The organism is Halomonas halocynthiae DSM 14573, from assembly GCF_000425725.1.
Lineage (GTDB): Bacteria > Pseudomonadota > Gammaproteobacteria > Pseudomonadales > Halomonadaceae > Halomonas > Halomonas halocynthiae.
This window is the reverse complement of sequence record NZ_KE384441.1, coordinates 342206-368389: the sequence shown is the minus strand read 5'-3', so window position 1 is coordinate 368389 and position 26184 is coordinate 342206. Positions and strand designations below refer to the sequence as shown.

Below are 26184 nucleotides of genomic sequence, written 5' to 3'. Positions count from 1 at the left end.
CCTCGGCCACGAGTGCCGTAAAGTACTGGCCTTTACCACTCTTTCTGCCCCTGTTGAGGACGTTGCCGCGATGCTGTCAGGCCTTTTGATCGTGCTGTTACCGCTGATTCTTGGCTACCTGGTTCGCGTACAGCATGCCAGTGTCATGAGCATGATCGGCCATGGTGTGAATGGTTCTATCTACGTCATACTGCTATTGATGGGCATCAGCCTCGCAGGACTGGACAACCTTTCCGGCCAACTGTCACGCATGGGTGGCCAGGCCCTACTAATCCTAGTGGTCACCTCGCTGTGCAACCTCGTCGCCTTGTTATGGCTATCACGTCGCATGCCACTCAAGTCGCAGCCTCAACAAGCCATTCCCGGCGCACCTACCAGCAAACTCGCCGCAATGGCCGGCTCATTGAAACTGGTCGGTGCAGTCATTCTCGGCGTTGCTTGCGGTTTACTTGCCGCCAACTGGTTTAACGAAGGGCTGTTCAACCTTGTCGAGCAACTGTCACAGTGGGTGTTGTATGTTTTACTGGCGCTGATTGGCTGCCAACTACGCAACTCCGGCATGCCATTACGCCAGATACTACTTAATCGCTTAGGGCTGGCAATTGCCATCACACTGGCAGCAAGCTCGCTACTTGGCGGCCTCATTATTGCCCCGCTGTTAGGCTTACCCTGGAACGAAGCACTGGCCATGGTTTCAGGCTTTGGCTGGTACTCACTGTCAGGCATACTTATCGGTGATCAGCTTGGCCCCGTGATGGGCGGCGTGGCTTTCTTTAATGACTTAGCCCGCGAGCTAACCGCTTTTGTGCTGATTCCGTTAACCATTCGCTATTATGCCCCTCTGGCCATCGGTTATGGCGGCGCTACCTCTATGGACTTTGCCCTGCCTGTAATCCAGCAACATGGCGGCGTGGCTTGCGTGCCAGTCGCCATCGTTAGTGGCTTCATCCTCTCGTTGCTATCGCCACCACTTATTCTGTTTCTGCTGTCTCTCTAACAGCTATCGGTCGAGAAACCAAGGCTTACCGCCGGCGCATGAGTATTGCGCCGTTTGCACGATACTTCCCCCTTTGCCGCTTGCGAATACGTTAGGCTGACCCTATGCACATACTCCGCATCTGCCACTAACTGGCATCTACTAGGGCTCACCGCATGGTCTTTCGCCGCTCTTTTTCGCCGACAATTTCACGCCTGGGAATTCGTCTTTTTGTCATCATTCTGACCGTCAATGTCGCCATTGCTGGCCTGGTTTTTGTGGCTGTTTCGCGCAGTCTCGACAAGGGCTTCATTGAGTATCTAGACCACACACAGGCTCAGCGCGCCAACGCATTAGCCGGGCAACTGGCTAACGAGTGGGAGTTGCGTGGCGACTGGCGCTGGTTGCGCTCTTCACCCCGCACTTGGCACCATTTAGTACGCCGCCAACTATGGCTCGACCATTCTTATAAAGCCCCCCAGATAGACCAACTCAGCAGCCCACGAGATTTTGTGCTGTACGATGCTGATGATCGACCCATTATCGGCCTCCCCTCCTCTCGAAAACAGCAATATGATGAGCTACGCTGGATCGAAATAACGCACAAAGGTCAACTCATCGGCACACTGGGCTATCGTCCTCCTCAGCAATTAATGGCGCGTGTCGACCGCCTTTTTCTGTCTCGTCAGCGCCGCAACCTAGCCACCATTGTGGCGGCATTAGGGCTTGCCTCGTTATTTTTAGCTGGGGGACTCTCTTGGTGGCTGGGGCGCCGCACTCGTAGCATGGCCCTGGCGACTCGTAAACTCACCCAGGGCGATTACCGTATCCGCCTGGCCGAACAGGGCCGTGATGAACTATCTAGCCTGGCACAGGACTTCAACGTGCTAGCGGCCACGCTGGAGGCCAACCGCAAGGCTCGCAACCGCTGGGTATCGGATATTGCCCACGAGCTGCGTACACCGCTGGCAGTACTCCGCGGAGAAATCGAAGCGATGCAAGACGGGGTGCGTCCCTTGAGCCGAAACAACCTAACCTCTCTGGCCCAAGAGGTTGCCCAATTGGAACGGCTGGTCACCGACTTACGCCTGTTATCACAAAGCGACGACGGGGCCCTGGAAATTAATTTTGCACCATTGGACTTAGCCGCCAGTCTCGAAGCACGCTTAGACGAAGCCAGCGGCTGGCTCAATGACCAACAAATCCAGCTGGAATCCCGCATTGAGAAAGCGCCTGCCTGGATTCGTGGCGACTCCCAACGCCTTCGTCAGCTCTGGACCATTTTGCTGGATAACACCTGTAGTTACACAACGTCACCTGGGCGGTTACGTGTGAGCCTCGATGCATGTGATAGCGGTTGGCGACTGACTTGGGAAGATAGCGCCCCGGGCGTACCGCCCTCTGAACTTTCCCGCTTAACCGAGCGACTGTACCGCGTGGAAGGATCACGCAATCGCGCTAGCGGGGGTAGCGGCTTAGGGCTTTCCATTGCCCAGGCGTTGGCTCGAGCGCACGGCGCAACTATGCAGCCTGATGCGTCACCGCTCGGCGGCCTCCGCTGGACACTGAGCTTTCCCAACAACAACGCAAGCGTCAACCACACCTTTACTGACACACCCCATGGAGCGCCTCCCCATGAGCCACGCTGACCTCACGCTGGACAATGTATTGATCGTCGAAGACGAACCCAAAATTGCTAGCCTCGTGGCTGACTATCTTAGCAACAGCGGCTTTTCTAGCCATCACCTGGCTCACGGCGACGCCGTATTGCCATGGCTTGAGGGCCAAACATTACTCCCAGAACTCGTACTACTCGACCTGATGCTGCCAGGCACCGATGGCCTGACGCTGTGCCGTACAGTTCGCCAGCGCTGGCCCCAGCTCGCCATCATCATGCTCACCGCCAAGGTGGAAGAGATCGACCGCTTACTAGGGCTTGAGCTGGGCGCTGACGACTACATCTGTAAGCCGTTCAGCCCCCGAGAGGTTGTGGCTCGCATTCGTGCCGTGCTACGACGCAGCCGTGCCACGCATAGCTCGCTGGAGTCAAACACAGAAGGCCCGCTGATGCTTGATGAGGATGGTTGGCGCGCACTAGCCGACGGCCAGGACCTGGGACTAACTGCCGTAGAGTTTCAACTGCTACGTGTCATGATGGCGGCCCCAGGCCGAATATTTACTCGTGAGCAATTAATGGACCACATGTATCGAGACCACCGCATCGTCTCGGAACGCACTGTGGATAGCCACATTAAGAAACTGCGTCGCAAAATTGCTGATATTTGGCAGGAGCGCGACGTCATTCGCTCGGTCTACGGCGTCGGGTATAAATATCAACCTGAAGAATGACCCCTCTGGTAAAAACTGCACCAACTTTGCACTTTCGCTTCATTAAAGCTGCACTCTGGTTAGCGATACTGGAAACATCAACCCGATGTAGCAAGGAGTCCCACCATGACACTCAAAACAATTCGCCAATGTTTCGCCCCCGCGCTGCTTGCCGCGGCAATGGCCCCGCTGTCCCTCAGCGCCATTGCTGCACCCAACGATGCCACCCAAAATGACTGGAGAGAAGGCCACCAGCAACGCTACAGCGAACATCGCCAAGCCCTGTTTGAACGTGCCGGTATTGATGCGGCAACGCGTCAAGCCCTAGAAGACGCCCAAACCGCGCATCGCGACACCATCAATGCGTTGCGTAAAGAGCACCGTGAACTCATGGACGAGCTAATCAGTGACGAGCAGCGCCAGGCACTGAAAAACGCTCGCCAAGAGATACGCCAAGAGATGCGCGACGAGCACCGCCAAGCTGTACAGCTGCGTATCGAAGAACAGCTCGATGAATGGGAACTATCTACAGAAGAGAAACAAGCGCTAAGCGATATCCGTGAGTCTTTCCAAGCTGACATGCAAGACTTGAAAGACCGCAGGTTCGATAGCCGCGATGAACGTCGTAAGGCCTGGCAGAACCTGCGTCAAGACCACCATGACGCCATCGCTGAAATTCTCAGTGAAGAGCAGATACAGGAGCTTCGCTCACATATGCGCGGCGCAATAGGTAGCCAGAGGAGCCGTCACGGCAGCTATCATCAAAAGCATCACCACGGCCAGGAACAGCACCGCGGCTTCTAAAAATATCGAGTAATACCACAGCCTGATCCGGCGACCTGTTGAAGGTGGCCGGATCAAACAGAACACGGCGAGAGAGTTATTGCATATCCAGCACAATGCGCCCTTCAATCTTACCGTCGATCATCTGTTGAAAGATCGCATTGATATTCTCGATACGGTCACTCTTGACCGTCGCTTTCACCTTGCCTTCACCGGCAAAGGCCAACGCCTCCTGCATATCATTGCGGGTACCGACAATTGAGCCGCGTACCGTAATACCATTAAGCACCGTATCAAATATCGGCAATGGAAAATCTCCCGGCGGCAAGCCGTTAAGCGAGATCGTTCCACCTCGGCGCACCATACCCTGAGCCTGTTCGAAGGCCTTGGGCGACACCGCGGTCACCAACACTCCGTGAGCTCCGCCAATTTCACGCTTCAAATAAGCCGCAGGATCGGTCTTCATCGCGTTAACAGTAACGGTTGCCCCCAGCTGCTCTGCCAACGCGAGTTTGGCATCATCAATATCCACTGCCGCCACATTTAACCCCATAGCCTTAGCGTACTGCACGGCCATATGGCCAAGGCCACCGATACCCGAAATAACTACCCACTGACCAGGGCGAGTGTCTGTCATTTTCAGGCCTTTATACACCGTCACCCCAGCACACAGAACAGGTGCGATTTCTAAAAAGTCAACGTTATCGGGCAACCGGCCCACATAGTCAGCTTCTGCCAGTGTGTAGTCAGCAAAGCCACCGTTAACCGAGTAGCCGGTATTCTGCTGAGACTCGCACAGCGTTTCCCAGCCGCCCATGCAGTGCTCACAGTAGCCACAAGCAGAATACAACCAAGGAACCCCCACACGATCGCCTTCTTTTACATGGGTCACTCCCTCGCCCAGGGCCACCACATGCCCCACCCCTTCATGGCCGGGGATAAACGGCGGCTCAGGCTTTACCGGCCAGTCTCCATGAGCGGCATGAAGGTCAGTATGGCACACACCAGAGGCCGCAATTTTGATCAATACCTGACCACGCCCAGGACGGGGAACCTCAACTTCTTCAATCGTTAGTGGTTGACCAAATGCGCGTACCACCGCGGCTTTCATTGTGTTATCCATTGCTATCTCCCGTCTTACTGTTGTGACTCCCATCACCCCAATTGGTGACGGCGGTATCATCGGCACACCGCGGCGAACTCAGAAAAATCCCATGGGATTAATGTCATAACTGACCAGCAGGTTTTTGGTCTGCTGGTAGTGTTCCAGCGCCACTTTATGCGTCTCGCGACCAACGCCAGATTTCTTATAACCACCAAAAGCAGCATGCGCTGGATACTGGTGATAACAGTTGGTCCACACGCGCCCTGCTTGAATGCCACGCCCCATGCGGAAGGCCACGTTAATATCACGGCTCCACACACCAGCCCCCAGGCCAAATTCAGTGTCGTTAGCGATGGCTAATGCTTCTGCTTCGTCTTTGAAGGTGGTAACTGCGACAACTGGCCCAAAGATTTCTTCCTGAAAAACGCGCATTTTGTTGTTGCCTTTCAGCAACGTCGGCTGAATATAAAACCCGTTGTTTAATGCGCCATCAAGAGATTCCTTGTCACCACCCGTCAGCACTTCTGCGCCTTCGCCACGGGCCACATCCATGTAAGACATGATTTTGTCAAACTGCTCCTGAGACGCCTGAGCCCCAACCTGCACATCGGTATCCAGCGGGTTACCGCGCTTGATTCGCCCAACCTTCTCCATCACTTTTGCCATAAAGTCGTCGTACATGCTCTCTTGAATCAGTGCACGAGAGGGGCAGGTGCAGACTTCACCTTGATTGAAAAACGCAAGCACCAAGCCTTCAGCAGCCTTATCAATGAACTCTGGTTCAGCATTCATTATATCGGCGAAATAAATATTCGGTGATTTGCCCCCAAGCTCTACCGTAGAAGGGATGATGTTCTCGGCGGCACACTTGAGAATATGCGCACCCACTGGCGTTGAGCCAGTGAAAGCAATCTTAGCAATGCGTTTGCTGGTCGCCAGCGCCTGGCCCGCCTCAGCCCCATATCCATTAACAATATTAATCACGCCGGGCGGCAACAGGTCACCAATAACGTCCATCAGCTTGAGAATCGACGCTGGCGTCTGCTCGGCAGGCTTAAGCACCACACAGTTACCAGCAGCCAGTGCGGGCGCCAGCTTCCACACCGCCATCAGCAATGGGAAGTTCCATGGAATGATCTGGCCAACCACACCCAGCGGCTCGTGGAAATGGTAAGCGACAGTATTGGCGTCGATATCTGCCGCACTGCCTTCCTGCGAGCGAAGACAACCGGCAAAATAACGAAAATGATCCACCGCCAGAGGTAAATCGGCATTGAGTGTTTCGCGCACTGCCTTGCCGTTGTCCCAGGTTTCTGCAACGGCCAGCGCTTCGATATTCTGTTCAATACGATCAGCAATTCGCAGCAAGACGTTAGAACGCTGTGCCGCCGAGGCTTTCCCCCAAGCTGGCGCTGCGGCATGGGCCGCATCCAAGGCTTTGTCGATATCCTCTGCACTGGAGCGGGGAATTTCACAAAACACCTCACCGTTAACCGGGCTGACATTGTCGAAATACACGCCGTTAACAGGAGCGACAAACTCGCCGCCAATATAGTTACCGTAACGTTTCTCGAAAGAAACAACGGCATCGGGGCTATTCGGGTTGGCATAAATCATGGTGTTTTCCTCTCTCTGGCTCTTAATATTGTTGATGTTATCTACGGAGGTAATAGCACAAGCCGTTTTTATTCTTGCAACCTTTACCAATGGCCGCATGGCTCTGCACACACGAACTCTGGCATGCTTGTTAACCATGTTGAACTAACATCAGTGTTAGCCAAAGCCAGTGAGTTCAACATACGTCATAAGCATCAATCACCCTCCTCCTTTGGGAGGAGGGAAACAGCGGAACAGGAGCTCATATGCCTACGTTAATGATCGCCGATGATCATCCACTGTTTCGTGAAGCCCTCAGCCTCGCCATCGAGAGCGGCCTTCCGAACTGTCATTTGCTCGAAACCGGAACGCTGGCGCAGCTTATCAACCAGCTTGACCAAAGCGATGATCTGGATTTGGTACTACTCGACCTAGACCTGCCGGATGCTCAAGGGCTCGATGGCCTAACACAACTACGCGAGCGGTTTCCTGAGTTGCCAATAGCTATTATCTCTGCCGATCGCGAGCGAGAGACGATCCTTGAGGCCATCAGCATCGGCGCGGTGGGCTATATTCCTAAGTCAGCCCCCAAAGAGTCGTTGCTTACGGCGCTGCACCAGATGCTAGAAGGGCATGTGTATTTGCCATCGGAGATCATGCGTCGCCCTGTGTCTACGTCTACGGAAACGCCAAGCGATGCACCATCACCCTCCTTTGCTAAACGCCTAGACTCTCTGACCGACAAGCAGCTTGAGGTGCTGGCTCGGTTGACCTTGGGTGCTGCCAACAAGGTCATCGCACGCGAGCTAAATATTGCCGAGACCACAGTCAAAACACATGTGTCGGCCATTCTTTACAAGCTCAACGTTAGAAGCCGCATACAAGCCGTCTTGGCCGCAGATCAGGTCGAGCTTGCCGCCGATATGGCACGCCGTGGGTTACCGTGGCCAACACCAACGTAACGCAAGCAACATAGAAGAATATCAAGGCTGATCAACCGTGGTATATCGCATTCAGCTGCATTCGCAACCGTAAGGGTTTGATCGGTTTAAGCAAATAGCCAAAACCGCGCTGGCGCGTTTCGCGCCGAATCTCAGCCTCATGATTTGCCGTAATCAGAATAACGGCCAAATTCGGAAAACGCTGACGCAGCAGGTCCGCAACGTTCAGGCCGTCTGTTTCACCCCGGGACAGATGATAGTCCACCAATAAGGCATCAGCCGGCTTTGTGCTTGACGTCGCCAACATCGCGTCCAGCGTAGCAGTGCTTGAAGCGAGGACTGTCTGGCACCCCCAGCCCTCCAACAGTACACGCATGCCATCAAGAATGACGTTATCATCATCAAGCACCCACACCCGCATGCCACGCAGCCCGTCATCCAGCGTTCGGCCTGTCGTGCTTTTGTCCTCGTATTCGGTTACCTCCCCATAAGGCACTAGGATCGAGAACATGGAGCCCCCCCCTGGCCGCGAAACCAGCTTAAGCGGATGCCCCAGCATGCGAGCGATACGATCAACAATAGCAAGCCCCAAGCCTAAGCCACGGTCTTCGGTGTCTTGGGTCCAGTCACCTCGATGAAATTCGAGAAAAATATCATCTCGCTGCATCTCGGGAATACCCGGCCCAGAGTCCCCCACAATCATCTCTAGTCCGTTCTGACGCAGCCGACAGCCGAGTAAAAGACGACCACAGTTCGTGTAACGTAAGGCATTACTAAGAAAGTTACGCATGACTCGGGCCAAGAGCGTCAAATCCGACTTAATCACTACTGAGCTTGGCACATAATGAAAACTGAGCCCGCCAGCGTGGGCCATCTGGCGATACTCTTCGGCCAACACATCAAGCAGCTCATCGGCACGAAATGTCGTGACATCAGGCTGCAGCAACCCAGCATCCAAACGAGAAATGTCGATTAGCGTGCCAAGCAGCGACTCCACGTCCTTGAGCGAACGTCCAATATTACCGACCTGTCGAGGTGCGTCACCTGGCAGTACTTGATCCTCTAAGGCGCTTGTGAACAGCCGAGCAGCATTCAGAGGTTGGAGCAGGTCGTGACTAACAGCGGCGAGAAAGTGCGTCTTGGAAAGATTTGCTGCTTCGGCCTCAGCTCTTGCCTGCTCAAGCCGGTAGTTGGCCTCACTCAGCTCTTCCAGCGTGCGTCGCAACGCTTCGGTACGGTCACGCACCTGTTCGGCCAACAGTACGCTGTGCTCAAACGCTGCATAGGGTGCCCCTCCTGCAAGCCCAGCCGACTCAACTCGTTCGATTAGCGAGGCACAGATACGCCTCAGCCGAGCATTCTGCTCCGCCATGCGGCGTTCGCGAGCGCTGTTATAGGGTGGCTCAAGTGCTTGTAAGTCGGGCGGCAGCACCAATGGCAACTCCAGTAAAGGTTTGGTTAATATGCATTCCCTGATGCTGCTCACCATAGGTGTTAAAACCCACCACCCCCGCCTCACTTAACACGCGAGACGCTGGCGCAATCAGCCCTTCGTCTTCTAACTCTAAGCGCCTTAAAAAACAGTCGCAGCCGAGAATCAACGAAAGCGGCCCCAGCCTAGCATCAAGGTCTACCAACAGTTCACTCAGTTGATCAAGCATCGGAGCCGCTTGCATAACGGTCAGCACAATGCCATTTTCCACCGCACAATAGAAATGCAACCCGCCCTCCTCATCCGCTCGCTGTATCGAGCGCACATAGTGCTGGTCACCAATACGCACCGCTAAGGGGTGCTGGGCAAAAACACGCTCATCAAGCTGAGACGGCGCAATACCCACCAACTGGGAGTAAGCCTCAGCAGCAGGCATTGCATTAAGTTCCAGCACTCGCCGCTGCTCAACATCCACCCGGGTCACTACCAACTTTTGCTGACGCGGACGCAGATGATGCGTAGTAAACACCTCAAACGGCAGCGGTGTTGAAACCACTAATACAACCGCTGAGGCGCGATGAAATCCACCGTCGGCAAAGACATAGGTATCGGTTAAGCGGTTATCATCAGCGGCGGAGCCACCAAAATTTGGGATCCCGCCAAGGGCCGCTTCCAGAGCCGCCAATACCTGCTCTTCACTGCTGGATAAACCGTCAAGTAGCGTCAACGCAAAGCGACGATCAACACGACTCGGTGCTTGGCTACGACAATCTGCCAACAGCCCATCTACAAGCTGCTGAGCACACGGCAGCGTAAAACGCTCCAGATTCTCAATACGAGCACAAGACACGGAAAAATCTTGATAATTAAAGCCAATCGCAACAATACAACCTCTGCCATACCCCAAAGGCGTTATCTCTCCCGCCGTAGTACAGCCGGCCAACCGCACGTTGCTAAATGCCGAATTCAGCGCGACACCTAGCGCCTCTAGAGGATAGTCAGCACTGCAAAAGAACAGCACAAAGCTCAAGTCCGGATGCTTCAATGCTAAAGCAAGCTCCGCTGCCGCCTCGTCAGGATTTTTGCAGGCACTACTCGCTGCATGTGGCCACTGAATATCCGGTGACGCTATTCCGACATCACCAGGCACAGTCATCATCGACACCTCTCCTTAAACAGCTGGTAACACACATGAAGAGCTTAGCTGCCCCCCGAACGATGGCGAAAGATAAGCCCCCGACTCAGTCAGCAAGACCCAAAACTTCGTCGTACCTTAGCGCTGGACTTACCACCATGAACGGTCGAACATGGCAGCAAGCGGCATAGCACCAACAACGTCAAAGTGATCATGGCCGCCGAGAGAGCTTCTAGTTAGCACCCACTGATAGGAAAATGGGGATAACTGAAGATTAGCGTATCAGGCATCGTGTTATACATCCCCTTCGAATTGAGCGAGCAACATCGCTCTCGATGTGTAAAACGGCAATAGTCACGCGGCAATAAGTCCAGCATGAACGAGGCAAATGAAACCATGGCAAAGGGTCTGGCAAAAAACGACATCAAGGTGATGGCAATACTTGGGATGGGGTTATTTCTCGCCGGATGTGGTGGCAATGAAAATGAAGTTGGCGATGTGTCATTGGGCATATTCACCACCAAGGATATCAAGATAGAAAGTTTGACGGACCCTGACATCCCCAGCATCACCTGCCACTTAAGTAACGTGGAGGCTAACTTGAATTTATCCGATCCGTCTGACTCCAGCCTAGCGTGCCGTCAAACCGGCCCAATTACCGCCGAGATGATTGCCGACATAGACACGTCTCCCAGCGGCGAGGTGCTGCACCGGAAGTCAAAAAGCATACTGTTCAAGAACCTGAATTTGCGCCGCATCTACGATGCAAACCAACAGGTATTGCTCTACCTCGTTTACAGCACCAAGAAAACGTCGGGCAGTTTCAAGCACTCACTGAGCAGCATTCCCCTCTGGGGCACTGAGGCCTACACGCCCCAACCCGAGACTCCTGACAACACCACCGCTGCTGAATAAAAAATACCAGCGCCCTGCCAGGCGCTGGTATTCAAGAGAGTGGTCCAACGAAATAACCAAGCGTTAGCGCACAATCATTACCGACACTTTAGAGTGGTGCACCACATGCTCCGTGTTGGGCCCCAAAACATAGTCAGCGAATCGACGCTTGTTATGTGAGGCCATAACGATAAGGTCCACTCCCAGCTTCTTGCTTACCTTAACGATACCCTCCCAAGGCGAGCCATCAATGATCACGCTCTGTACCTGAATCTCCTCTGGGACATGCTCAGCAATGAACGCGTGCTGTGCTTCATTCAGCGCCTCGTGAGCCTTTTCCTTATACCCTTTAGGAAAATAAGATCCCACCAACGGCATACGATATTCCGGCATAACCGTTACCACATGCAGCGAGGCACCAAAGTTCCGACATAGCTCTATCGCTGTCGGCAGCGCCTTGCTCCATGATGCCTCTTCACTGAGATCAACAGGGAATAGAATTTTGCTGTACATACGCATTTCTCCTCAGGCAGACGCCGTTACGGTGTCATCTTCTCGACGACGGCGCTGAAGCATGACGACCAGCCCAAAGACGAGGAAAGCAGGGATCCACATCAACTCCTTAGGCAGGCCGCCTTCTGGCACTTGAACCTTAATAATCTCCTGATCAAAGTCAAAGCCCAGCTTCGACGCCTCACTACCAAATGTCACCATATCAACAACAGCGCGCCCGTCACGGGTCATCAGTTCAAGGCCCAGGTTATCGAGCCGCTCCTGACCATCATCACCGTCAGGAACAGGCAAGCGCATATAGGTTGTTAACGGTGAACCATAAGAATCCTCGCCACTAATCTGCAAGCGCAGCTCAGTGCCCGGCTCAACACTACCAAGGACCTGTGAGAACTCGGTCGGTGCGGCTTCTCTATAAGGATTGTCGATCATATCCATCCAGAACCCTGGGCGGAACAGCGTAAATGCAATCAACAGCAGCAAGACCGACTCATACCAACGGTTACGGGTCAGCATGAAGCCCTGCGTTGCCGCAGCAAATATCAGCATTGCTACCGTTGCGACCACAAAGATCAGAATACCTTGAGCCCAAGACACGTCTATCAACAGTAAGTCAGTATTAAAAATGAACAAAAACGGCAAAGCAGCAGTACGCAAGCTGTAATAAAACGCCTGGAAGCCTGTTCGAATCGGATCACCACCTGATACAGCTGCTGCGGCAAACGATGCAAGCCCCACCGGAGGCGTCACATCTGCCATGATGCCGAAATAGAAAACAAACAGATGAACGGCAATCAATGGTACCAATAAGCCATTCTGTTCACCCAGCTGCACAATAACCGGCGCCAGCAGTGCAGACACCACAATGTAGTTAGCGGTAGTTGGCAGCCCCATGCCCAAAATCAGGCTGAGTATCGCGGTAAACAGCAAGATCAGCATCAGCTGGCCCATGGACAGGATTTCCACTACATCGGCCAGTACCAAGCCCACCCCTGTCTGCGAGACAGCACCAACAATAATGCCAGCCGTCGCAGTCGCAATGCCGATACCAATCATGTTACGGGCACCAGTCACCAGCCCCACCCATAGATCCATCGCACCTTCACGTAGATCGCTGGCTATATTCCCCTGGTTGCGCAGCATGGCCATGATTGGGCGCTGAGTCACGATGATGAAAACCATCAGCACTGTGGCCCAGAAAGCCGATAGCCCAGGCGACAAGCGCTCAACCATCAGACACCAAATCAACAGCACCACAGGCAGAATATACTGCAAACCAACCATCACCGTAGGGCGTGTCTGCGGCAGCTTGATTACCGGAGAGTTAGGATCATCAAGCTCCAACTCAGGATAGTCAGCCCCAACCTTGAGCAACACCAGATAAATCACCACCAGCGCGGCAGCAATAAACCAAGAGGCGGCAGCACCTAATGCAGGCTTCAGCCAACCCAAGCCGTAATAGACCACCAACGAGGTGATCATCATCAACAGCAAGCCAGCGAGGAATCCCACCACCTTACGCACCAGCGGCTTGGGTGGGTTACTGCTTTCCAAGCCCTGCATATTAGCCTTCAGTGCTTCAAGGTGAACAATATAAACCAGTGCAATATAAGAAATCAGCGCGGGAAGAAAAGCGTGTTTGATTACATCAACATAAGGAATACCAACGTATTCCACCATCAAAAAAGCCGCAGCCCCCATCACGGGTGGCATAATCTGGCCATTAACCGAAGACGCCACTTCAACAGCACCGGCCTTCTCTGATGAGAAGCCCACCCGCTTCATCATCGGCACAGTGAAGGTTCCGGTGGTTACCACATTGGCAATTGATGAACCAGAGATCAGCCCCGTCATGCCGGATGCCACCACGGCGGCTTTAGCAGGTCCGCCTTTATAGTGGCCCAACAAAGAGAACGCGACCTGAATAAAGTAGTTACCCGCGCCCGCCTTATCCAACAGTGCGCCAAATAAAACAAACAGGAAAACAAAGCTGGTCGAAACCCCCAGAGCAATACCAAACACCCCTTGGGTCGTCAGCCACTGATGGTTAATCAACCCGAACAGGCTCACTCCTTTATGCGACAAAATACCGGGCATCCAGGGCCCAGCCAGGCTATAGGCCAGAAATACCATCGCCACAATCATTAACGGCGGCCCTAGGGCACGTCGCGTCGCTTCAAGCAGCAACAGTATGCCGACGACTCCGACAATGACATCCTGCAGAATCGGCGCACCAGGGCGCTGTGCCAGCTGTTCGTAAAACAGGAACATATAGCCACCACAAAAAGCAGCAGCTAGGGCCATAACCCAGTCTTGAATAGGAATATGGTCACGTGGTGAACGCTTGAGTGCCGGATACGCCATAAAAGCCAAAAACATGGCAAATGCTAAGTGTATAGAGCGCGATTCCGTGGCGTTGAATACCCCGAACTTCACCATATACGGGAGAGGAGAAGCGATCCATAACTGAAAAAGCGACCAGAGCGCAGCGATGCTAACCAGTAGCTTGCCGGGCATTCCAATCGGGTTTCGCGCTCCGGAGTCGCTTGAAGCGACCATATCTTCCAGGTCGACGTCAGTGCTAGACGATCCTTTATGATTTTCAGTCATCAGCATGCCCTGAATATGTGGGGAAAATACCGGCTAACTCTCCGGTTTTTCGATCGTTTCAATAAAATGCGCGGCTCCAGGACAGGAGCCGCGCATCAGTTATCCACCTGGCTGTTCAATCACGTCAGACAATGACGATCACTCGATCCAGCCCTGCTCACGGTAATAGCGCGCAGCACCGTCATGAAGCGGAGCGGATAGGCCAGAACTTACCATATCCTCAGGCTCCAAGTTGGCGAACGCCGGATGGAGCTTCTTGAAACGATCAAAGTTGTCAAAGATTGCCTTAACCGTGGTGTAAACCACCTCGTCACTAGCATCAGCAGTGGTTACGAAAGTCGCTGCCACACCGAACGTTTCGACATCCTCGTCGTTGCCCTTATACAGGCCACCAGGAATGACTGACTTCGAGTAGTAGGGATACTCGTCTACGATGCCCTGAATGGCTTCGTCATTCAGCGGAATCAGGCGCGAATCGACCGTGGTAGTCGCTTCTTGGATGGAGCCGTTAGGATGCCCCACCACGTATGCCATGGCGTCAATGTTGTTGTCTGACAAGGCAGAGGCCATTTCTGCCGCATCAAGCTGTGATGCCAAAGAGAATGTGTCCATGTCCCAGCCTTTGGCACCCATAACCACTTCCATGGTATTACGCTGGCCAGAACCGGGGTTACCAATATTAAAACGCTTGCCTTTCAGGTCATCCAGCACTTCGATGCCAGAGTCAGCACGCGCCAAAATAGTCAGCGGCTCACCGTGGGCACGGAAGACAGCGCGTAGGTTCTCATAGGGCTCTCCTTCGAAGTTACCAGTGCCATTAAATGCCTGATATTGCACATCAGACTGCACCACACCCATGTCGAGTTCGCCAGATTTAATGCCGTTGACGTTAGCAACCGAACCACCTGTAGACGGTGCGTTACAACGGACGTTGGCATCCTCCATGCGGTTCACCAGACGACATACCGACTGGCCAACCACATAGTAAACACCGGTCTGACCGCCTGTGCCGATGGTAATAAAGGTTTCTTCTTCAGCCACGGCAGGCGTAGCGAACATGGCGGCGCCCAGCAGAACACCTGAAAACGTAGCGGCGGAAAATACGTGACGTTTCATTGGCATACCTCAATTGTGCGTTAGCAATCCATCGCTTGAAGCGAGCGGTACAGCGCTGCCGTTTCAAGAGATGACGTCAAGCCTACCATTGGGAACGATCAGTTAGAGCCAGCGTCCAGAGCTCAAAACAAGAATTTCGATCTGCCCCTGTTCTCACTATATCTGAAAGACCGAACCGGCATCATCCTATACTGAGTTTTGGCCATCTACTTTAGAGAAAGCGTAATTAACCATCCCTAACAGCAGTCTAAACTACAAAAAACGTTTAATCGCCGTTAATTATTACTTATTCACCTTTCACTGCCTAACTTTTATCGCAAAAATATCGAGCAAGAGCGAACCTCCGCTCATCTCACCTATCACCGCGACAGCCCTCTTAAGGGGCACACTACACCACATTTAACAAAAACCTGTTAAGGCTTATGAGCAGAGGCTGGCTTGTGCTTAGCACTCACCAGCCCAGTAGACTGACGCTGGAGAACCATCAGCGTCAGGAGTACCCTGTCTTCATTTAGGCACCGCTTCACACCTTAGATACAGGTAGAATGATGAGCAAAAAAATCACAGTAACGGCCCCTCTGGTTATCCTGCACGGTGATGAGATGGCGCAGGTCGCATTTGAGAAAATCCTGGAGACGTTCGTAACATCTCGACTGGACTTGGATCTGGTAGAAGTTGACCTAACCGCAGAAAATCGCTTACTCACCAATGGTAAAGCCGTCATTGATGCCATCGAGGCGCTTAATACACACGGTGTCGGTATAAAAAATGCGGGCATGACGGTGAACCGCAGCCAGCTGAACGACATGCTGGCCAAGCACCCCGAAATTGACACCTCCAACCTACACCCTCTGGCCACCAAGTCACCCAATGGTGCGATCCGTAAAGGGATTGGCGGCAATATTACCCGTGAAGACATCGAATTCCGTAACCTCAAGGTCAATACGCCTGAGTGGGTCGGTCGAGATATCGAAGTCGATACCATGGAAATGGGGGGTATCAAACACAGCAGCAGCGCACTATCTGACGCCACAGGCATCATCAAGCTACTGTTCGTCGGTGCCAGCGGCGACCCTGTAGAGCTACATCGCCGCGAAGTTAACAAAGGCGACCCTTGGCTACTAGCCACCAATGATTTAGACGACGTAAAAGCCTGGGCGCATCGTTTTTTCCAACGTGCGCTGGACGAGCAGCGTGATATTTATCTTGGCCTCAAAGACACCGTCATTGCGGGTTATGACGGAGTGATGCGCGCAGCCATTGAAGACATCTATCAACAAAACTACCAGGCCAAAGCAGAAGCCCTAGGCCTAAGCTATCACTACGAATTAATTGATGCGCAAGCCGCTCGCTTAGTCGCCAATCCGCCAGAGCGTGCACTATGGGGCGTGCCAGACAACAACACTGGCCGCAAACTCTATAAGCTGGTTGAGCAACTCAAACGCTACGGCATACCTGAGCGCAAGGCTCAGGTATCGATTTCCCGCATGAGCGCAGGAGGCGGTGACCAATACGGCAGCTTTAATCAGCCGGCAGCAGAAGATGGCATTCTTAAGGTGATTATCGATGGGGAAGAACGGCACGCTCGGCGCGTGAAACGTGGCGACCCTATTCTGCTGATGTCTAACGACCGCGAAGCCATTAAAGACTGGGTGCTGCAAGTCTTCCGCGATGCGTCACGCAAGAGCAAGGAAGTCTACTTCGGGCTCAAGCGCGAATACATGGACTACGACGACGTTTTCAGCACGATCATAACAGACGTTCGCTATGAGCTAGCCAAAGCCGATACACCGCCACCATCATTCATGATCATGCGGCCTTCCAGCCAATTGATCAAAATGATTACCGACCCACCCCGCAACGCGCTATACCCAGCGCAAAACCTGGATGGCGACATATTTTCAGATATTTCCGCAGCGCTTGGCGGCAGCCTAGCCACCGCAAGCTCAATCATTGAAAGCAAGAATGGCACCATGCTGTTCGAAGCCCCTCACGGCACCGCGCACGACCTGTACCTGAAGTACCTAGAAACTGACGGCAAAGAAGCGCACTTTAACTCCTCGGCCCTGATTTTTGCCGTGGCCAACGCGCTAGAAACGCTCGGTGAGCGTAATAACAATCCAGAGCTAATGGGCTACGCCAACCAGCTAAAAGAAGCGCTAATCAATACCGTCGCAGACGGCATTATTACCGGCGACTTGAAAGGCAAAACCACGACACCAGAAACCGAGCGTGTCGTCGATATGCAAGGCTTTCTGGACGCCGTCGAAGCCCGTCTTTCCGCCTGAGTGACGCCTCACAAATAACGTGAAGAATTAAGCGTCACCATCATGGTCGCAGGGCAGCCTCCTGCGGCCGCATAACCCAGGGTTGGTAACAATGAGTAATAAAGCACTACTGAACATCGACTACACTCATGACTTTGTCGCAGAGGACGGAAAGCTAACCTGCGGCGAGCCCGCACAAGCATTAGAAAACAGCATCGTCGCCATCACTGAAGCGTTTATTCAAGCTGGCGACGACGTTTTTTTCGCTATCGATGCCCACGAAGCCAATGATCCACACCACCCCGAGTCCAAACTGTTTCCGCCACATAACATTACGGGTACTGCCGGGCGGGCGCTCTACGGGAAACTAGCCGGGCTGTATGCAACACACCAGCACTCGCCCCGAGTGCATTACTTCGACAAAACACGCTACAGCGCTTTCACCGGCACCAACCTGGAACTCAAGCTTCGCGAGCGTAGCATTACAGAACTACACTTAGTGGGCGTATGCACTGATATTTGCATCCTGCACACGGCCGTGGATGCTTATAACAAAGGGTTTGATATCGTTGTACATCGCAAAGGCGTCGCCAGCTTCAACCCCCAGGGCCACGACTTCGCTCTGAACCACGTTGAAACCACTCTGGGCGGAAAAGTTATTTAGCCGCCAAGCACTCACCAACACGCAGCGTGGTGCCCACCCCTTCCAGCACAATGGCATTCTGGCCAAAGAAAGCTCCCCGCCATCCAGGCTGAGTACCCATCAGCACCAGCGAACGTAACGGCTCTTTGGGTGCAGGTGCCACACCAGAGTGCTGATCCTGAGTAATAATTTTACAACGCTGGCATGGCTTGCGCAGGCCCAAGCGCCCTTTCCCTGCAGTCATTAGCTCTGCCCAGCTCACTTCCGCAAACGCTGGTTCACCCTCTACAACAATATTCGGGCGAAAGCGGTTCATCGGCACCGCTTCCACGCCCTGCTCAGCCAACTGCTTATTCAGCGCATTAAGTGACGCCGTATTGACCACCAGCAGTGGGTAGCCATCAGCAAAACGGGTATGTGACTGCTCGTTTGGCTTGAGAAAATCGCCCTCGACCTCCCGCCGATGCTCAGGTGCAAAACGTACCAAGCGTAGCTGGCTTCCTTTAAGCTCGCCCAGCACGTCCGTCAACCAACGGCTTGCCTCATCGCCTTCATCCAACGCTTCGCAACGATCCTTCCATACATAAACCGTGTGGCGTAGGCGCTCGTCTAGCGTTTCAGGCGTACCAAGCGGCACACACAACGGCTCACGAGACGGATGTTCTAAGCGCAACGTTTCCGCATCCAAAAAAACGCTAATGGTCGCCATAGCCGGCAACTCCCGCTGGGTAACAAAGCGTCCAACACTATCCACCAACATCCACTCTCGGTCATGAGCCAGCCCCGTCTCGACAAGCTTTGCTTCCTCAAGGGCGATACCTCGTAACGACTTCACTGGATAAATATTTAGCTGGGTAATACGCACGCTGATCTCCCACGACATGGTTTAAGGCCAGCTTATTCAGTGGTCTTAACATAAACCAATAATTTGATAGGTAACCCGACCCACACATGAAGAAAATATCTTGTCATTCACGGCTGGTTACAGGTCATGTCAATAAGGTACTATTTGAAAAATATCATATATCTAGGAAATGCGTTGCTATGCGCGACTCAGCGAAAACCAACGACTTGCCCCCCTCCAAGGATCAGTGCGCACCATCAGCCACGCGACACTTTCTCGCCCCTCTTAGCCGAGTCGGTCTCTTTCTAGCTATCCTGTGCTTCGCAGCCGCTCTTACTCCGTCCATGATTCCTCGCCCACCACTGATGCAAGGACTTATAGCAGGCATTGCCGCCGCCATGGGCTACACCCTGGGCTCTGCATTTCAGCTAGCGTGGAACTATCTGGAGTTTTCTCCTCTACGAGGGCGCGCCCTACGCCTGACAACTCTTGTGCTCGGCACGTTTTGCGTGGCGTTCGCTATCTTCTGTTTATGGCACGCCGTTGATTGGCAAAATTCTATTCGATCACGCATGTCCATGGCTCCCCTTGACAGCGCGAATCTGTGGTTGGTTTGCCTAACGGCTCTTGCAAGCTTTTTTGTGCTGATCGCCATCGGTCGAAGCGTAATCCAGCTAGCTCGTTTTCTGATCCGCCATGTTGAGCGACGTTTGCCACACCGCGCAGCCATATTATTCGGCTCCATCACAGCATTGGCTCTGGTTTGGGTGTTGGCAAACGGCGTTCTGGCTCAAGGGCTTTTCCCCTTACTGGATGCATCATTTCGTCAATACGACGCCTTACTGGAACCCGAATATCCCGAACCGGTTCGTGCCGACCGCAGCGGCAATCAAGAGTCTCTTTTAAGCTGGCAGTCATTAGGTCGCACAGGCCGTCAATTCATTGCCTCGGGGCCGAGTGCTCAAGACATTCAAACGCTATCTGGCAGACCAGCCATGGAGCCAATACGTACCTATGTTGGGCTGCAAAGCTCTGATAACGTGACGGAGCGCGCTCAATTAGCACTGGCTGAGTTAAAACGCGCCGGCGGTTTTGATAGATCTATGCTGGTTATCATCACCCCCACAGGCACGGGGTGGGTTGATCCAGCAGCAATTAATGCTGTCGAATACCTACAAAACGGTGACATTGCTAGTGTAGCAATGCAGTACTCCTACCTATCCAGCCCCTTGTCGTTAACGGTACACCCCGAGTATGGCATGGACTCATCGCGGGCATTGTTCAGCGAAATTTACAACTACTGGTCACGCCTCCCCCACGACGAAAGGCCACGCCTGTACTTACATGGGCTAAGCCTGGGCGCGATGAACTCAGCCCGTTCGTTTGAGCTGTTCGAGATGCTTGGTGACCCTATCGACGGCGCGCTTTGGAGCGGCCCTCCCTTCGCCAGCCAAACCTGGCAACGAGTGACCAAAGAGCGCGTACCAGGCTCTCCAGAATGGTTACCTGAATTTCGCGATAACCGTTTATTTCGCTTTATGAACCAGGACGGCTCACCTGTTCCTGAAGAAACCCCATGGGGTCGAGTGCGCTTTGTTTATCTGCAATACGCCAGCGATGCCATCACCTTCTTCAATCCTCACACATTCTATCGCAGCCCCGACTGGCTAAAGAGTCCCCGCGGGCCTGACGTTTCACCAGAGCTTCGCTGGTACCCTGTGGTTTCTTTTTTGCAGCTCACCTTCGACATGTTTCTCTCGACAGAAACACCGCTTGGTTATGGGCATGTGTATGCACCCGAGCACTACATAAACGGCTGGGTATCAGTCGCCGGCGCACCGGGCTGGGCACCCGACGCTATTACACGGCTGAAAACATACCTGAGTGAACAAACCCGCCAAAAGGCCGCTGAGAAAGACGGCAACAATGACCTCTATGAAGCACGCAATGGATGAGGGCCCATCGCTCTGAGGGCTCACGCGAACTGCTACTCGCCTCAGCCCTCTGACAACCTCAATCCGCCTTGCGCCCCCTAATCAAGACCAATAATACGAACGCTTCGCATTATTGGTCTTATCCGCTTATACTTCGCTCGATACCCTTTCTGGTTTTTCGATAGGCCAGCAACACTAATCTAAGCGATGTTTTCATGACCTCTAAAACGACAACTCATACTATCGCGTTGCCTCAATTCTTTTCTGCTGCACCAGTTATTCGCAATGCACAATCGACCCACATTACCTTGCGAGCCTCTTTCGCCCTTGTATTTTTAGCGGCCATTCCATCGCTAGGCTGGGCACAACCGTCTACTGCCGCAGCCCCCACGACTAGCACCGGCACTGATGAAGCCACCATTCAGTCACAAGAAACGATGGTAGTGGTCGGATCTCGCACACCGAAATCAATCAGCGAAATTCCTGGGGCAGTCTGGCTGGTGGATCAGCAACAGTTAGAAACCCAGCTAGCTACCGGTGCCGACCTCAAAACCGCACTAGGCAGACTAGTGCCAGGGCTAGACCTGGCACCCCAGGGACGTACTAACTACGGCCAGAACATGCGAGGCCGCAGCGTACAAGTGCTGATCGACGGAGTTTCACTGAACAGCTCCCGAGGCCTATCTCGCCAGTTTGACTCTATCGACCCGTTCAACATTGAGCGCGTCGAAGTCCTGTCTGGCGCCAGTAGCCTCTACGGTGGTGGTGCTACCGGCGGCATCATCAACATTGTGACAAAGAAAAGCCGAGGTCCGGGCCGCCACTTCTCCACGGCATCCAGTGTTACCAGCGGACTTAATAGCAACGACGATGCTAATTTTCGTCTAGCTCAGTCGGTCAGCGGTGGCAGCGAGCGCTTACAGGGTCGCCTAGCGGTAGCCTATCAAGACAATGGCCGTTTTTATGACGGTCGCGGTAACGAAATTTTCCCAGACATTGCGCAAACCGATTTACAGGACAACCGCTCCATCGACATCATGGGCACTGCCCAACTGGAGCTGAGCGATGAACAAACACTAACACTAGGAGCTCAGCTCTACCGCTCAGCCTACGAGGGCGAGCGCGGCCTCTACTTTCCCAACCTGGCACTAGGTAATCTGGACGGCGCAGAGATCCGCGATGGTTACTCCTCAGACCGCGACCCCAAAACAGATCGGCGTATGATTAACCTTCAATACCACCATGCCGACCTACTCGGTCAGGATTTCTACTTTCAAGCGTTTTATCGCGAAGAAGAAGCTAGCTTCAATGCCTTCCCTTACTCGACAACCAAAGGAGTTGAGTTTCGCACCTCTAAGCAAGACACCAACCTTGGTGGAATTAAGGCGTTATTCAACGCCGAGCTAAGCAATCGCGTTTCTCTGACCTATGGTCTGGATATGGACCGCGAAACTTTCGACGCCAACCAGATGTACTTCGATATCGCCACCTCTAATGCCAGCGGCGGTCTGACTCAATCAGAGCGTGACGTTAGGCCGCGTTACCCAAGCTACCAAGTTAACGGCTACGCTGGTTTCGCCCAAAGCGACTGGCAAGTGACAGATGCGATAACGCTCTCTGCTGGTGTACGCCAGCAACATATGGACGTAAAAGTCGATGACTTCAATAGCATTCCAGGTGGTAAGAATGACTATGATGCGACCCTACTCAACGCCAGCGCACTTTACGACTACGATAATGGCCACCAAAACTGGATCCAGTTCAGCCAAGGCTTTGAGCTACCAGACCCCGCAAAATACTACGGTAAAAGTGCCGATATCAGCGTTAGCAGCAACCCATTGGAAGCTATCAAAACCGACCAGGTAGAACTTGGCTGGCGCTTCAATAATGCTAATTGGAGCACTCAGGCAGCAGTGTATTATTCTTGGTCCAATAAAGCGGTCGAGAATGCTAAAGACCTGTCGGTGAATGTCGTTAATGAAGACAAGCGCGACTATGGCTTAGAAGCAGCAGTCACGCGCTACTTAAATGGCGGCTTTGAAGTTGGCGGCACCTTGCAGCTCGTGCGCTCAGAACAGAAAGACAGAAACGGCAACTGGAAAAAGCGCGATGCCCGCTATGCCTCACTGTCCTCTGCCACGGCTTTCCTCGGCTGGGAGAATATGGCAGCAAGCCGTAGCGCACGTCTGCAAGCCAATCATGCCCATAACCTGAAAGATGACAATGATCGTCAAATTAACGGCTACACCACCGTTGACCTCGCATTAGCTCAGGACCTTGGCATCGGCCGACTAACACTAGGTATCGACAACCTGCTCGACAAAGAATACTCCACCGTATGGGGGCAGCGCGCCGCGATGTTTTACTCGCCCTACTACGGCCCAGAGTACTTGTATGATTATCAGGGCAGAGGGCGTACCTTCACTCTTGGCTGGACGATGGATTTCTAATACACCTCAAGGGACCATTCTTCCAACAATGGCGATGGCGGCTGACATATATCGGGGCCGCCACCGCCTGACACCCGTCAAAAAAATGCTAATCAATCAGGCCAGTAGCACACTGCCTAACGACCCTTAAAAAGCCTTGGTTAGTGTCAAGCGAAACAGCCCCCCTTCGGGGCGCGCTTCATTGCTATATTCATTATAATAAGCTCCATTCAACCCCAGCCCCAGTTGCGGCCAAAAATATCCGGCCTCAACGCCCAAAGCGTGTTGCTTGCGCTTATCATTTGGCAACCCAGCAGGTACGCCCTGGTCGTTCTCTAGTTGCCAGGCGTCGTACCCCACAAGACCTAACTCCAAGCCATTTTCTAAACGATGACTCAGCCCCCATTCCACTAATAAGCTGTCACCAGGTGTAATACCAGTATCATCCTGCTCACTCTTTATCTCGTAGCGCGACAACACCGACAACGACCAAGCTTTCTCTATATCAAAGTACCAAGTTCCTCCCAACGTCAACATGGTGGTACCAAACCCCTTGCCAATGGCTGCAGCTGATTGGTCATCGTAATCAGCAGTGTCAAACCAGTAACCGGCGGCAAATACCGCATCCCATTGCTGGCCATGCCAGCCCAAAACAACTGGCCCAAGAAAAATATCGCCAAGGCCACTATCGCTGTCGTCAATGCCCAGCCCGCGGAAATCTAAAGACACATTCTGCACTGGGATAATTACTTCCACTCCATAATCGGCACCGAGAAATTTTTTATCGATAATCCAGATCATTCGATTGGCTAGCGCCGTAACCTTGCCAGTGTTATCGCCCACCACCTTATCGCCCTGGCCATCAAGCAAACTATCAATACCGTAATGCACCAAGTAGCCACGATAATAGAAGCCCGGCGGCGGTACGCTAGCACCACGTATACCCTCGACTCCCGCCACATAATGACCGTTAACTGCCAAGGCAGAATCAGTCATTGCATAACTACTTAAGGCCAAGGCCGTGATTAATGGAAACCTAGAGCGCATAACAATTTATCCTTATTATAATCCGTCAGTTATTGCTCAGCTGTCATCCTCGCGGATCGCCGTGGGATGGCGATACAGCGGCTTAACGCGAATCGTCATGTAGGGGAACAGCGGCAGATTTAAAACCAGCTTTTGTAACTCGGCATTATCTTTCACATCAAAGACACTAACGTTGGCATAGCTGCTCGCTACCCTCCTCAAGTGACGCTACTTATCTTCATCAAGTTAGTTGGAAGACCCAAGCTAGGGCCACGCAACACCAAAGTCACGATAAGCCAAAGGGACAGTGACAATGTCACCGGTAAGCAGCAACGGCGCGAACATCTCCCCTCAGGCCAGCTGCTCAGGCAACGTCACCCAAGCATGCGTAGGTATCGATATTACATTTGATGCTTTCAGGACTTTTTGGACCATAGCTCACCCCCCGATGGTCGTGCCCTCTCCCAATCGCTACAGCGCAAACGAAGGATTACCAAGCTCTGACACGCCATAGTAGCCATAGAAAGCTTATGTGGACGAATCGTCGGAAGGTCAGCCAGTAGAGTGTCAAGTGACTCAATGACAGAGCGCCTGGGCACACTCCAATATCGATAAGTAGTGATCAAGCATTTTCCAGCGCCCGAGGGCGCTTGTGCCGCTGCTGAAGTTCCGGGTCTTGTGTCGCTGGCAGCACCACATCAAACACCACCTCAGTGAAAGGACCGTCCAGATCACGCGTTGCAATGTCTTTCGTGTCTTCAATACGCCGGCCCTCTACCACAAGCTCATCGCGGGTAGCATAGGCAAAGTCGTCATAGGTGTAGGGGTCACCGGCCAAGTTAATCTGCGTCGTTAAATGGCGATAACCTGGGGCAGAAAAAAAGAAGTGAATATGCGCGGGACGCTGACCATGGCGCCCCAGTAACTTAAGCACCTGATCCGTAGGGCTGCCTTCCGTCACGCCATAACCAGAAGGAATGATACTGCGAGCACAATAACGGCCTTCATCATCAGCAATAATAGTGCAACGCAGATGATACTCCGGCTGAGACGGGTCAAAGAACGAGTAATTGCCTTGCGCGTCGGCATGCCAAATTTCGACCTGAGCGCCAGCAACCGGCTTACCTTCAGTGTCACGCACTTGACCGGTCAACCACATGACCTCACTCTGCATGTCCGAGCCATCATCCATGCGCGTGTAACCTTGCGACACGGGCGCACCAGCAACATACAGTGGGCCTTCAATGGTGCGCGGCGTCGTTCCTTCGACCTCAGCCTGGGCTTCCTCAGCATCCATGCGCAAGTCTAAGTAATGATCGAAACCCAACCCCGGCGCCAACAAACCACCCTGCTTCGCACTGCCTATCTCATTGAATAAGTGAACGGCTCCCCAGAACTCCTCTGGGGTCACATCGAAATCATCAATCAGCTGATATACGCTTGAAAGTAAACGATGCAGAATCTGCTTAGCACGCTCGTCGCCCCCCTCTTTGTCAAAACCACTAACGGTCACTAGGAAATCTTGCACTTCAGCTGTGTCATAAATTTTTACGCTCATGGTCCCTTCCTCACTTATACTTTTTATAGTTACTGCACGTTTTATTGAAACGTCGAT

Annotated in this window: 21 protein-coding genes; 10 read left to right on the top strand and 11 right to left on the bottom strand. The window is 53.1% G+C overall.

Annotation, left to right across the window (positions count from 1 at the left end; all coding sequences use genetic code 11):
• Positions 1-70: 70 nt before the first annotated feature.
• From H616_RS0113610 to H616_RS15315, 4 genes are all read left to right on the top strand, one after another.
• A complete protein-coding gene (locus H616_RS0113610; RefSeq protein WP_027967843.1) occupies positions 71-997 on the top strand; it encodes a LysO family transporter in 927 nt (308 codons plus the stop codon).
• A gap of 155 nt (positions 998-1152) precedes the next feature.
• The gene (locus H616_RS15135) at positions 1153-2625 is read left to right on the top strand and encodes an ATP-binding protein (protein ID WP_051234311.1); all 1473 of its coding nucleotides are present in this window, start codon (positions 1153-1155) and stop codon (positions 2623-2625) included.
• A complete protein-coding gene (locus H616_RS0113600) occupies positions 2612-3325 on the top strand; it encodes a response regulator (RefSeq protein WP_027967842.1) in 714 nt (237 codons plus the stop codon). The genes H616_RS15135 and H616_RS0113600 overlap by 14 nt, the downstream gene beginning before the upstream one ends.
• Before the next feature lie 105 nt (positions 3326-3430).
• Positions 3431-4108, top strand: coding sequence for a hypothetical protein (locus tag H616_RS15315; RefSeq protein ID WP_051234310.1), 678 nt, complete (start codon positions 3431-3433; stop codon positions 4106-4108).
• 76 nt (positions 4109-4184) lie between these two features.
• Here the strand turns inward: H616_RS15315 and adhP are convergent, their stop codons facing one another.
• A complete protein-coding gene (adhP, locus tag H616_RS0113590; protein ID WP_027967841.1) occupies positions 4185-5210 on the bottom strand; it encodes an alcohol dehydrogenase AdhP in 1026 nt (341 codons plus the stop codon).
• A 78-nt stretch (positions 5211-5288) separates the two neighbouring features.
• The gene (gene exaC / locus H616_RS0113585; RefSeq protein ID WP_027967840.1) at positions 5289-6809 is read right to left on the bottom strand and encodes an acetaldehyde dehydrogenase ExaC; all 1521 of its coding nucleotides are present in this window, start codon (positions 6807-6809) and stop codon (positions 5289-5291) included.
• Positions 6810-7054: 245 nt separating this feature from the next.
• Between exaC and H616_RS0113580 the strand changes: the two genes are divergently transcribed.
• Positions 7055-7750 carry a response regulator gene (locus H616_RS0113580; protein ID WP_027967839.1) on the top strand — a complete coding sequence of 232 codons (696 nt, stop codon included), beginning with the start codon at positions 7055-7057 and terminating at the stop codon, positions 7748-7750.
• Between the two features lie 31 nt (positions 7751-7781).
• On the opposite strand, the gene H616_RS0113575 is transcribed toward H616_RS0113580, so the two are convergent.
• Positions 7782-9161, bottom strand: coding sequence for a hybrid sensor histidine kinase/response regulator (locus H616_RS0113575; RefSeq protein ID WP_338035756.1), 1380 nt, complete (start codon positions 9159-9161; stop codon positions 7782-7784).
• On the bottom strand, positions 9133-10320 hold the full coding sequence (gene nosP, locus H616_RS0113570) for a nitric oxide-sensing protein NosP (RefSeq protein WP_084155929.1): 1188 nt from the start codon (positions 10318-10320) through the stop codon (positions 9133-9135). The genes H616_RS0113575 and nosP overlap by 29 nt, the downstream gene beginning before the upstream one ends.
• Before the next feature lie 372 nt (positions 10321-10692).
• On the opposite strand from nosP, the gene H616_RS0113565 reads away from it, so the two are divergent.
• A complete protein-coding gene (locus tag H616_RS0113565) occupies positions 10693-11211 on the top strand; it encodes a CreA family protein (RefSeq protein WP_205619105.1) in 519 nt (172 codons plus the stop codon).
• A gap of 63 nt (positions 11212-11274) precedes the next feature.
• Here H616_RS0113565 and H616_RS0113560 read toward each other — a convergent pair whose 3' ends face one another.
• From H616_RS0113560 to H616_RS0113550, 3 genes are all read right to left on the bottom strand, one after another.
• A complete protein-coding gene (locus H616_RS0113560; protein WP_027967835.1) occupies positions 11275-11703 on the bottom strand; it encodes a universal stress protein in 429 nt (142 codons plus the stop codon).
• Positions 11704-11715: 12 nt separating this feature from the next.
• Positions 11716-14310: a TRAP transporter permease gene (locus H616_RS0113555; RefSeq protein ID WP_027967834.1), complete on the bottom strand. Its 2595-nt coding sequence runs from the start codon at positions 14308-14310 to the stop codon at positions 11716-11718.
• Between the two features lie 138 nt (positions 14311-14448).
• Complete coding sequence (locus H616_RS0113550; RefSeq protein ID WP_027967833.1) at positions 14449-15426, bottom strand: TAXI family TRAP transporter solute-binding subunit; 978 nt, start codon at positions 15424-15426, stop codon at positions 14449-14451.
• 548 nt (positions 15427-15974) lie between these two features.
• Between H616_RS0113550 and H616_RS0113545 the strand changes: the two genes are divergently transcribed.
• Together H616_RS0113545 and H616_RS0113540 are read left to right on the top strand one after the other, a co-directional pair.
• The gene (locus tag H616_RS0113545; protein WP_027967832.1) at positions 15975-17714 is read left to right on the top strand and encodes an isocitrate/isopropylmalate family dehydrogenase; all 1740 of its coding nucleotides are present in this window, start codon (positions 15975-15977) and stop codon (positions 17712-17714) included.
• Positions 17715-17805: 91 nt separating this feature from the next.
• Complete coding sequence (locus H616_RS0113540) at positions 17806-18357, top strand: cysteine hydrolase family protein (protein WP_027967831.1); 552 nt, start codon at positions 17806-17808, stop codon at positions 18355-18357.
• Here the strand turns inward: H616_RS0113540 and H616_RS0113535 are convergent.
• Positions 18350-19219, bottom strand: a complete 870-nt coding sequence (locus tag H616_RS0113535; RefSeq protein ID WP_240470607.1) for an MOSC domain-containing protein — start codon at positions 19217-19219, stop codon at positions 18350-18352. The genes H616_RS0113540 and H616_RS0113535 overlap by 8 nt on opposite strands.
• Before the next feature lie 161 nt (positions 19220-19380).
• Here H616_RS0113535 and H616_RS0113530 point away from each other — a divergent pair, with 161 nt between their 5' ends.
• Positions 19381-21135 (top strand): alpha/beta hydrolase, encoded by a 1755-nt coding sequence (locus H616_RS0113530; protein WP_084155927.1) that lies wholly within the window; start codon positions 19381-19383, stop codon positions 21133-21135.
• 194 nt (positions 21136-21329) lie between these two features.
• Positions 21330-23564, top strand: coding sequence for a TonB-dependent receptor (locus H616_RS0113525; RefSeq protein WP_084155925.1), 2235 nt, complete (start codon positions 21330-21332; stop codon positions 23562-23564).
• A 126-nt stretch (positions 23565-23690) separates the two neighbouring features.
• On the opposite strand, the gene H616_RS0113520 is transcribed toward H616_RS0113525, so the two are convergent.
• The 3 genes from H616_RS0113520 to catA all read right to left on the bottom strand — a co-directional run bounded on the left by H616_RS0113520 (position 23691) and on the right by catA (position 26127).
• Entirely contained in the window at positions 23691-24539 is an 849-nt protein-coding gene (locus tag H616_RS0113520; RefSeq protein ID WP_156906471.1) for a SphA family protein, read from the bottom strand.
• Positions 24540-24626: 87 nt separating this feature from the next.
• Positions 24627-24791: a muconolactone Delta-isomerase family protein gene (locus H616_RS15485; RefSeq protein ID WP_084155923.1), complete on the bottom strand. Its 165-nt coding sequence runs from the start codon at positions 24789-24791 to the stop codon at positions 24627-24629.
• A 400-nt stretch (positions 24792-25191) separates the two neighbouring features.
• Positions 25192-26127 carry a catechol 1,2-dioxygenase gene (catA, locus tag H616_RS0113510; protein WP_027967826.1) on the bottom strand — a complete coding sequence of 312 codons (936 nt, stop codon included), beginning with the start codon at positions 26125-26127 and terminating at the stop codon, positions 25192-25194.
• Positions 26128-26184 lie beyond the last annotated feature (57 nt).

Bases quoted from the DNA above. Each gene is read 5' to 3' on its own strand.
- H616_RS0113540 (WP_027967831.1), top strand. From the start codon at position 17,806: ATGAGTAATAAAGCACTACTGAACATCGACTACACTCATGACTTTGTC.
- H616_RS0113565 (WP_205619105.1), top strand. From the start codon at position 10,693: ATGGCAAAGGGTCTGGCAAAAAACGACATCAAGGTGATGGCAATACTT.
- H616_RS15315 (WP_051234310.1), top strand. From the start codon at position 3,431: ATGACACTCAAAACAATTCGCCAATGTTTCGCCCCCGCGCTGCTTGCC.
- H616_RS0113530 (WP_084155927.1), top strand. From the start codon at position 19,381: ATGCGCGACTCAGCGAAAACCAACGACTTGCCCCCCTCCAAGGATCAG.
- H616_RS0113560 (WP_027967835.1), bottom strand. From the start codon at position 11,703: ATGTACAGCAAAATTCTATTCCCTGTTGATCTCAGTGAAGAGGCATCA.
- H616_RS0113525 (WP_084155925.1), top strand. From the start codon at position 21,330: ATGACCTCTAAAACGACAACTCATACTATCGCGTTGCCTCAATTCTTT.
- H616_RS0113545 (WP_027967832.1), top strand. From the start codon at position 15,975: ATGAGCAAAAAAATCACAGTAACGGCCCCTCTGGTTATCCTGCACGGT.
- H616_RS0113535 (WP_240470607.1), bottom strand. From the start codon at position 19,219: ATGTCGTGGGAGATCAGCGTGCGTATTACCCAGCTAAATATTTATCCA.
- H616_RS0113610 (WP_027967843.1), top strand. From the start codon at position 71: ATGCTGTCAGGCCTTTTGATCGTGCTGTTACCGCTGATTCTTGGCTAC.
- H616_RS0113600 (WP_027967842.1), top strand. From the start codon at position 2,612: ATGAGCCACGCTGACCTCACGCTGGACAATGTATTGATCGTCGAAGAC.
- H616_RS15135 (WP_051234311.1), top strand. From the start codon at position 1,153: ATGGTCTTTCGCCGCTCTTTTTCGCCGACAATTTCACGCCTGGGAATT.
- H616_RS0113580 (WP_027967839.1), top strand. From the start codon at position 7,055: ATGCCTACGTTAATGATCGCCGATGATCATCCACTGTTTCGTGAAGCC.
- H616_RS0113555 (WP_027967834.1), bottom strand. From the start codon at position 14,310: ATGACTGAAAATCATAAAGGATCGTCTAGCACTGACGTCGACCTGGAA.
- catA (WP_027967826.1), bottom strand. From the start codon at position 26,127: ATGAGCGTAAAAATTTATGACACAGCTGAAGTGCAAGATTTCCTAGTG.
- nosP (WP_084155929.1), bottom strand. From the start codon at position 10,320: ATGATGACTGTGCCTGGTGATGTCGGAATAGCGTCACCGGATATTCAG.
- exaC (WP_027967840.1), bottom strand. From the start codon at position 6,809: ATGATTTATGCCAACCCGAATAGCCCCGATGCCGTTGTTTCTTTCGAG.
- H616_RS0113520 (WP_156906471.1), bottom strand. From the start codon at position 24,539: ATGACTGATTCTGCCTTGGCAGTTAACGGTCATTATGTGGCGGGAGTC.
- H616_RS0113550 (WP_027967833.1), bottom strand. From the start codon at position 15,426: ATGAAACGTCACGTATTTTCCGCCGCTACGTTTTCAGGTGTTCTGCTG.
- adhP (WP_027967841.1), bottom strand. From the start codon at position 5,210: ATGGATAACACAATGAAAGCCGCGGTGGTACGCGCATTTGGTCAACCA.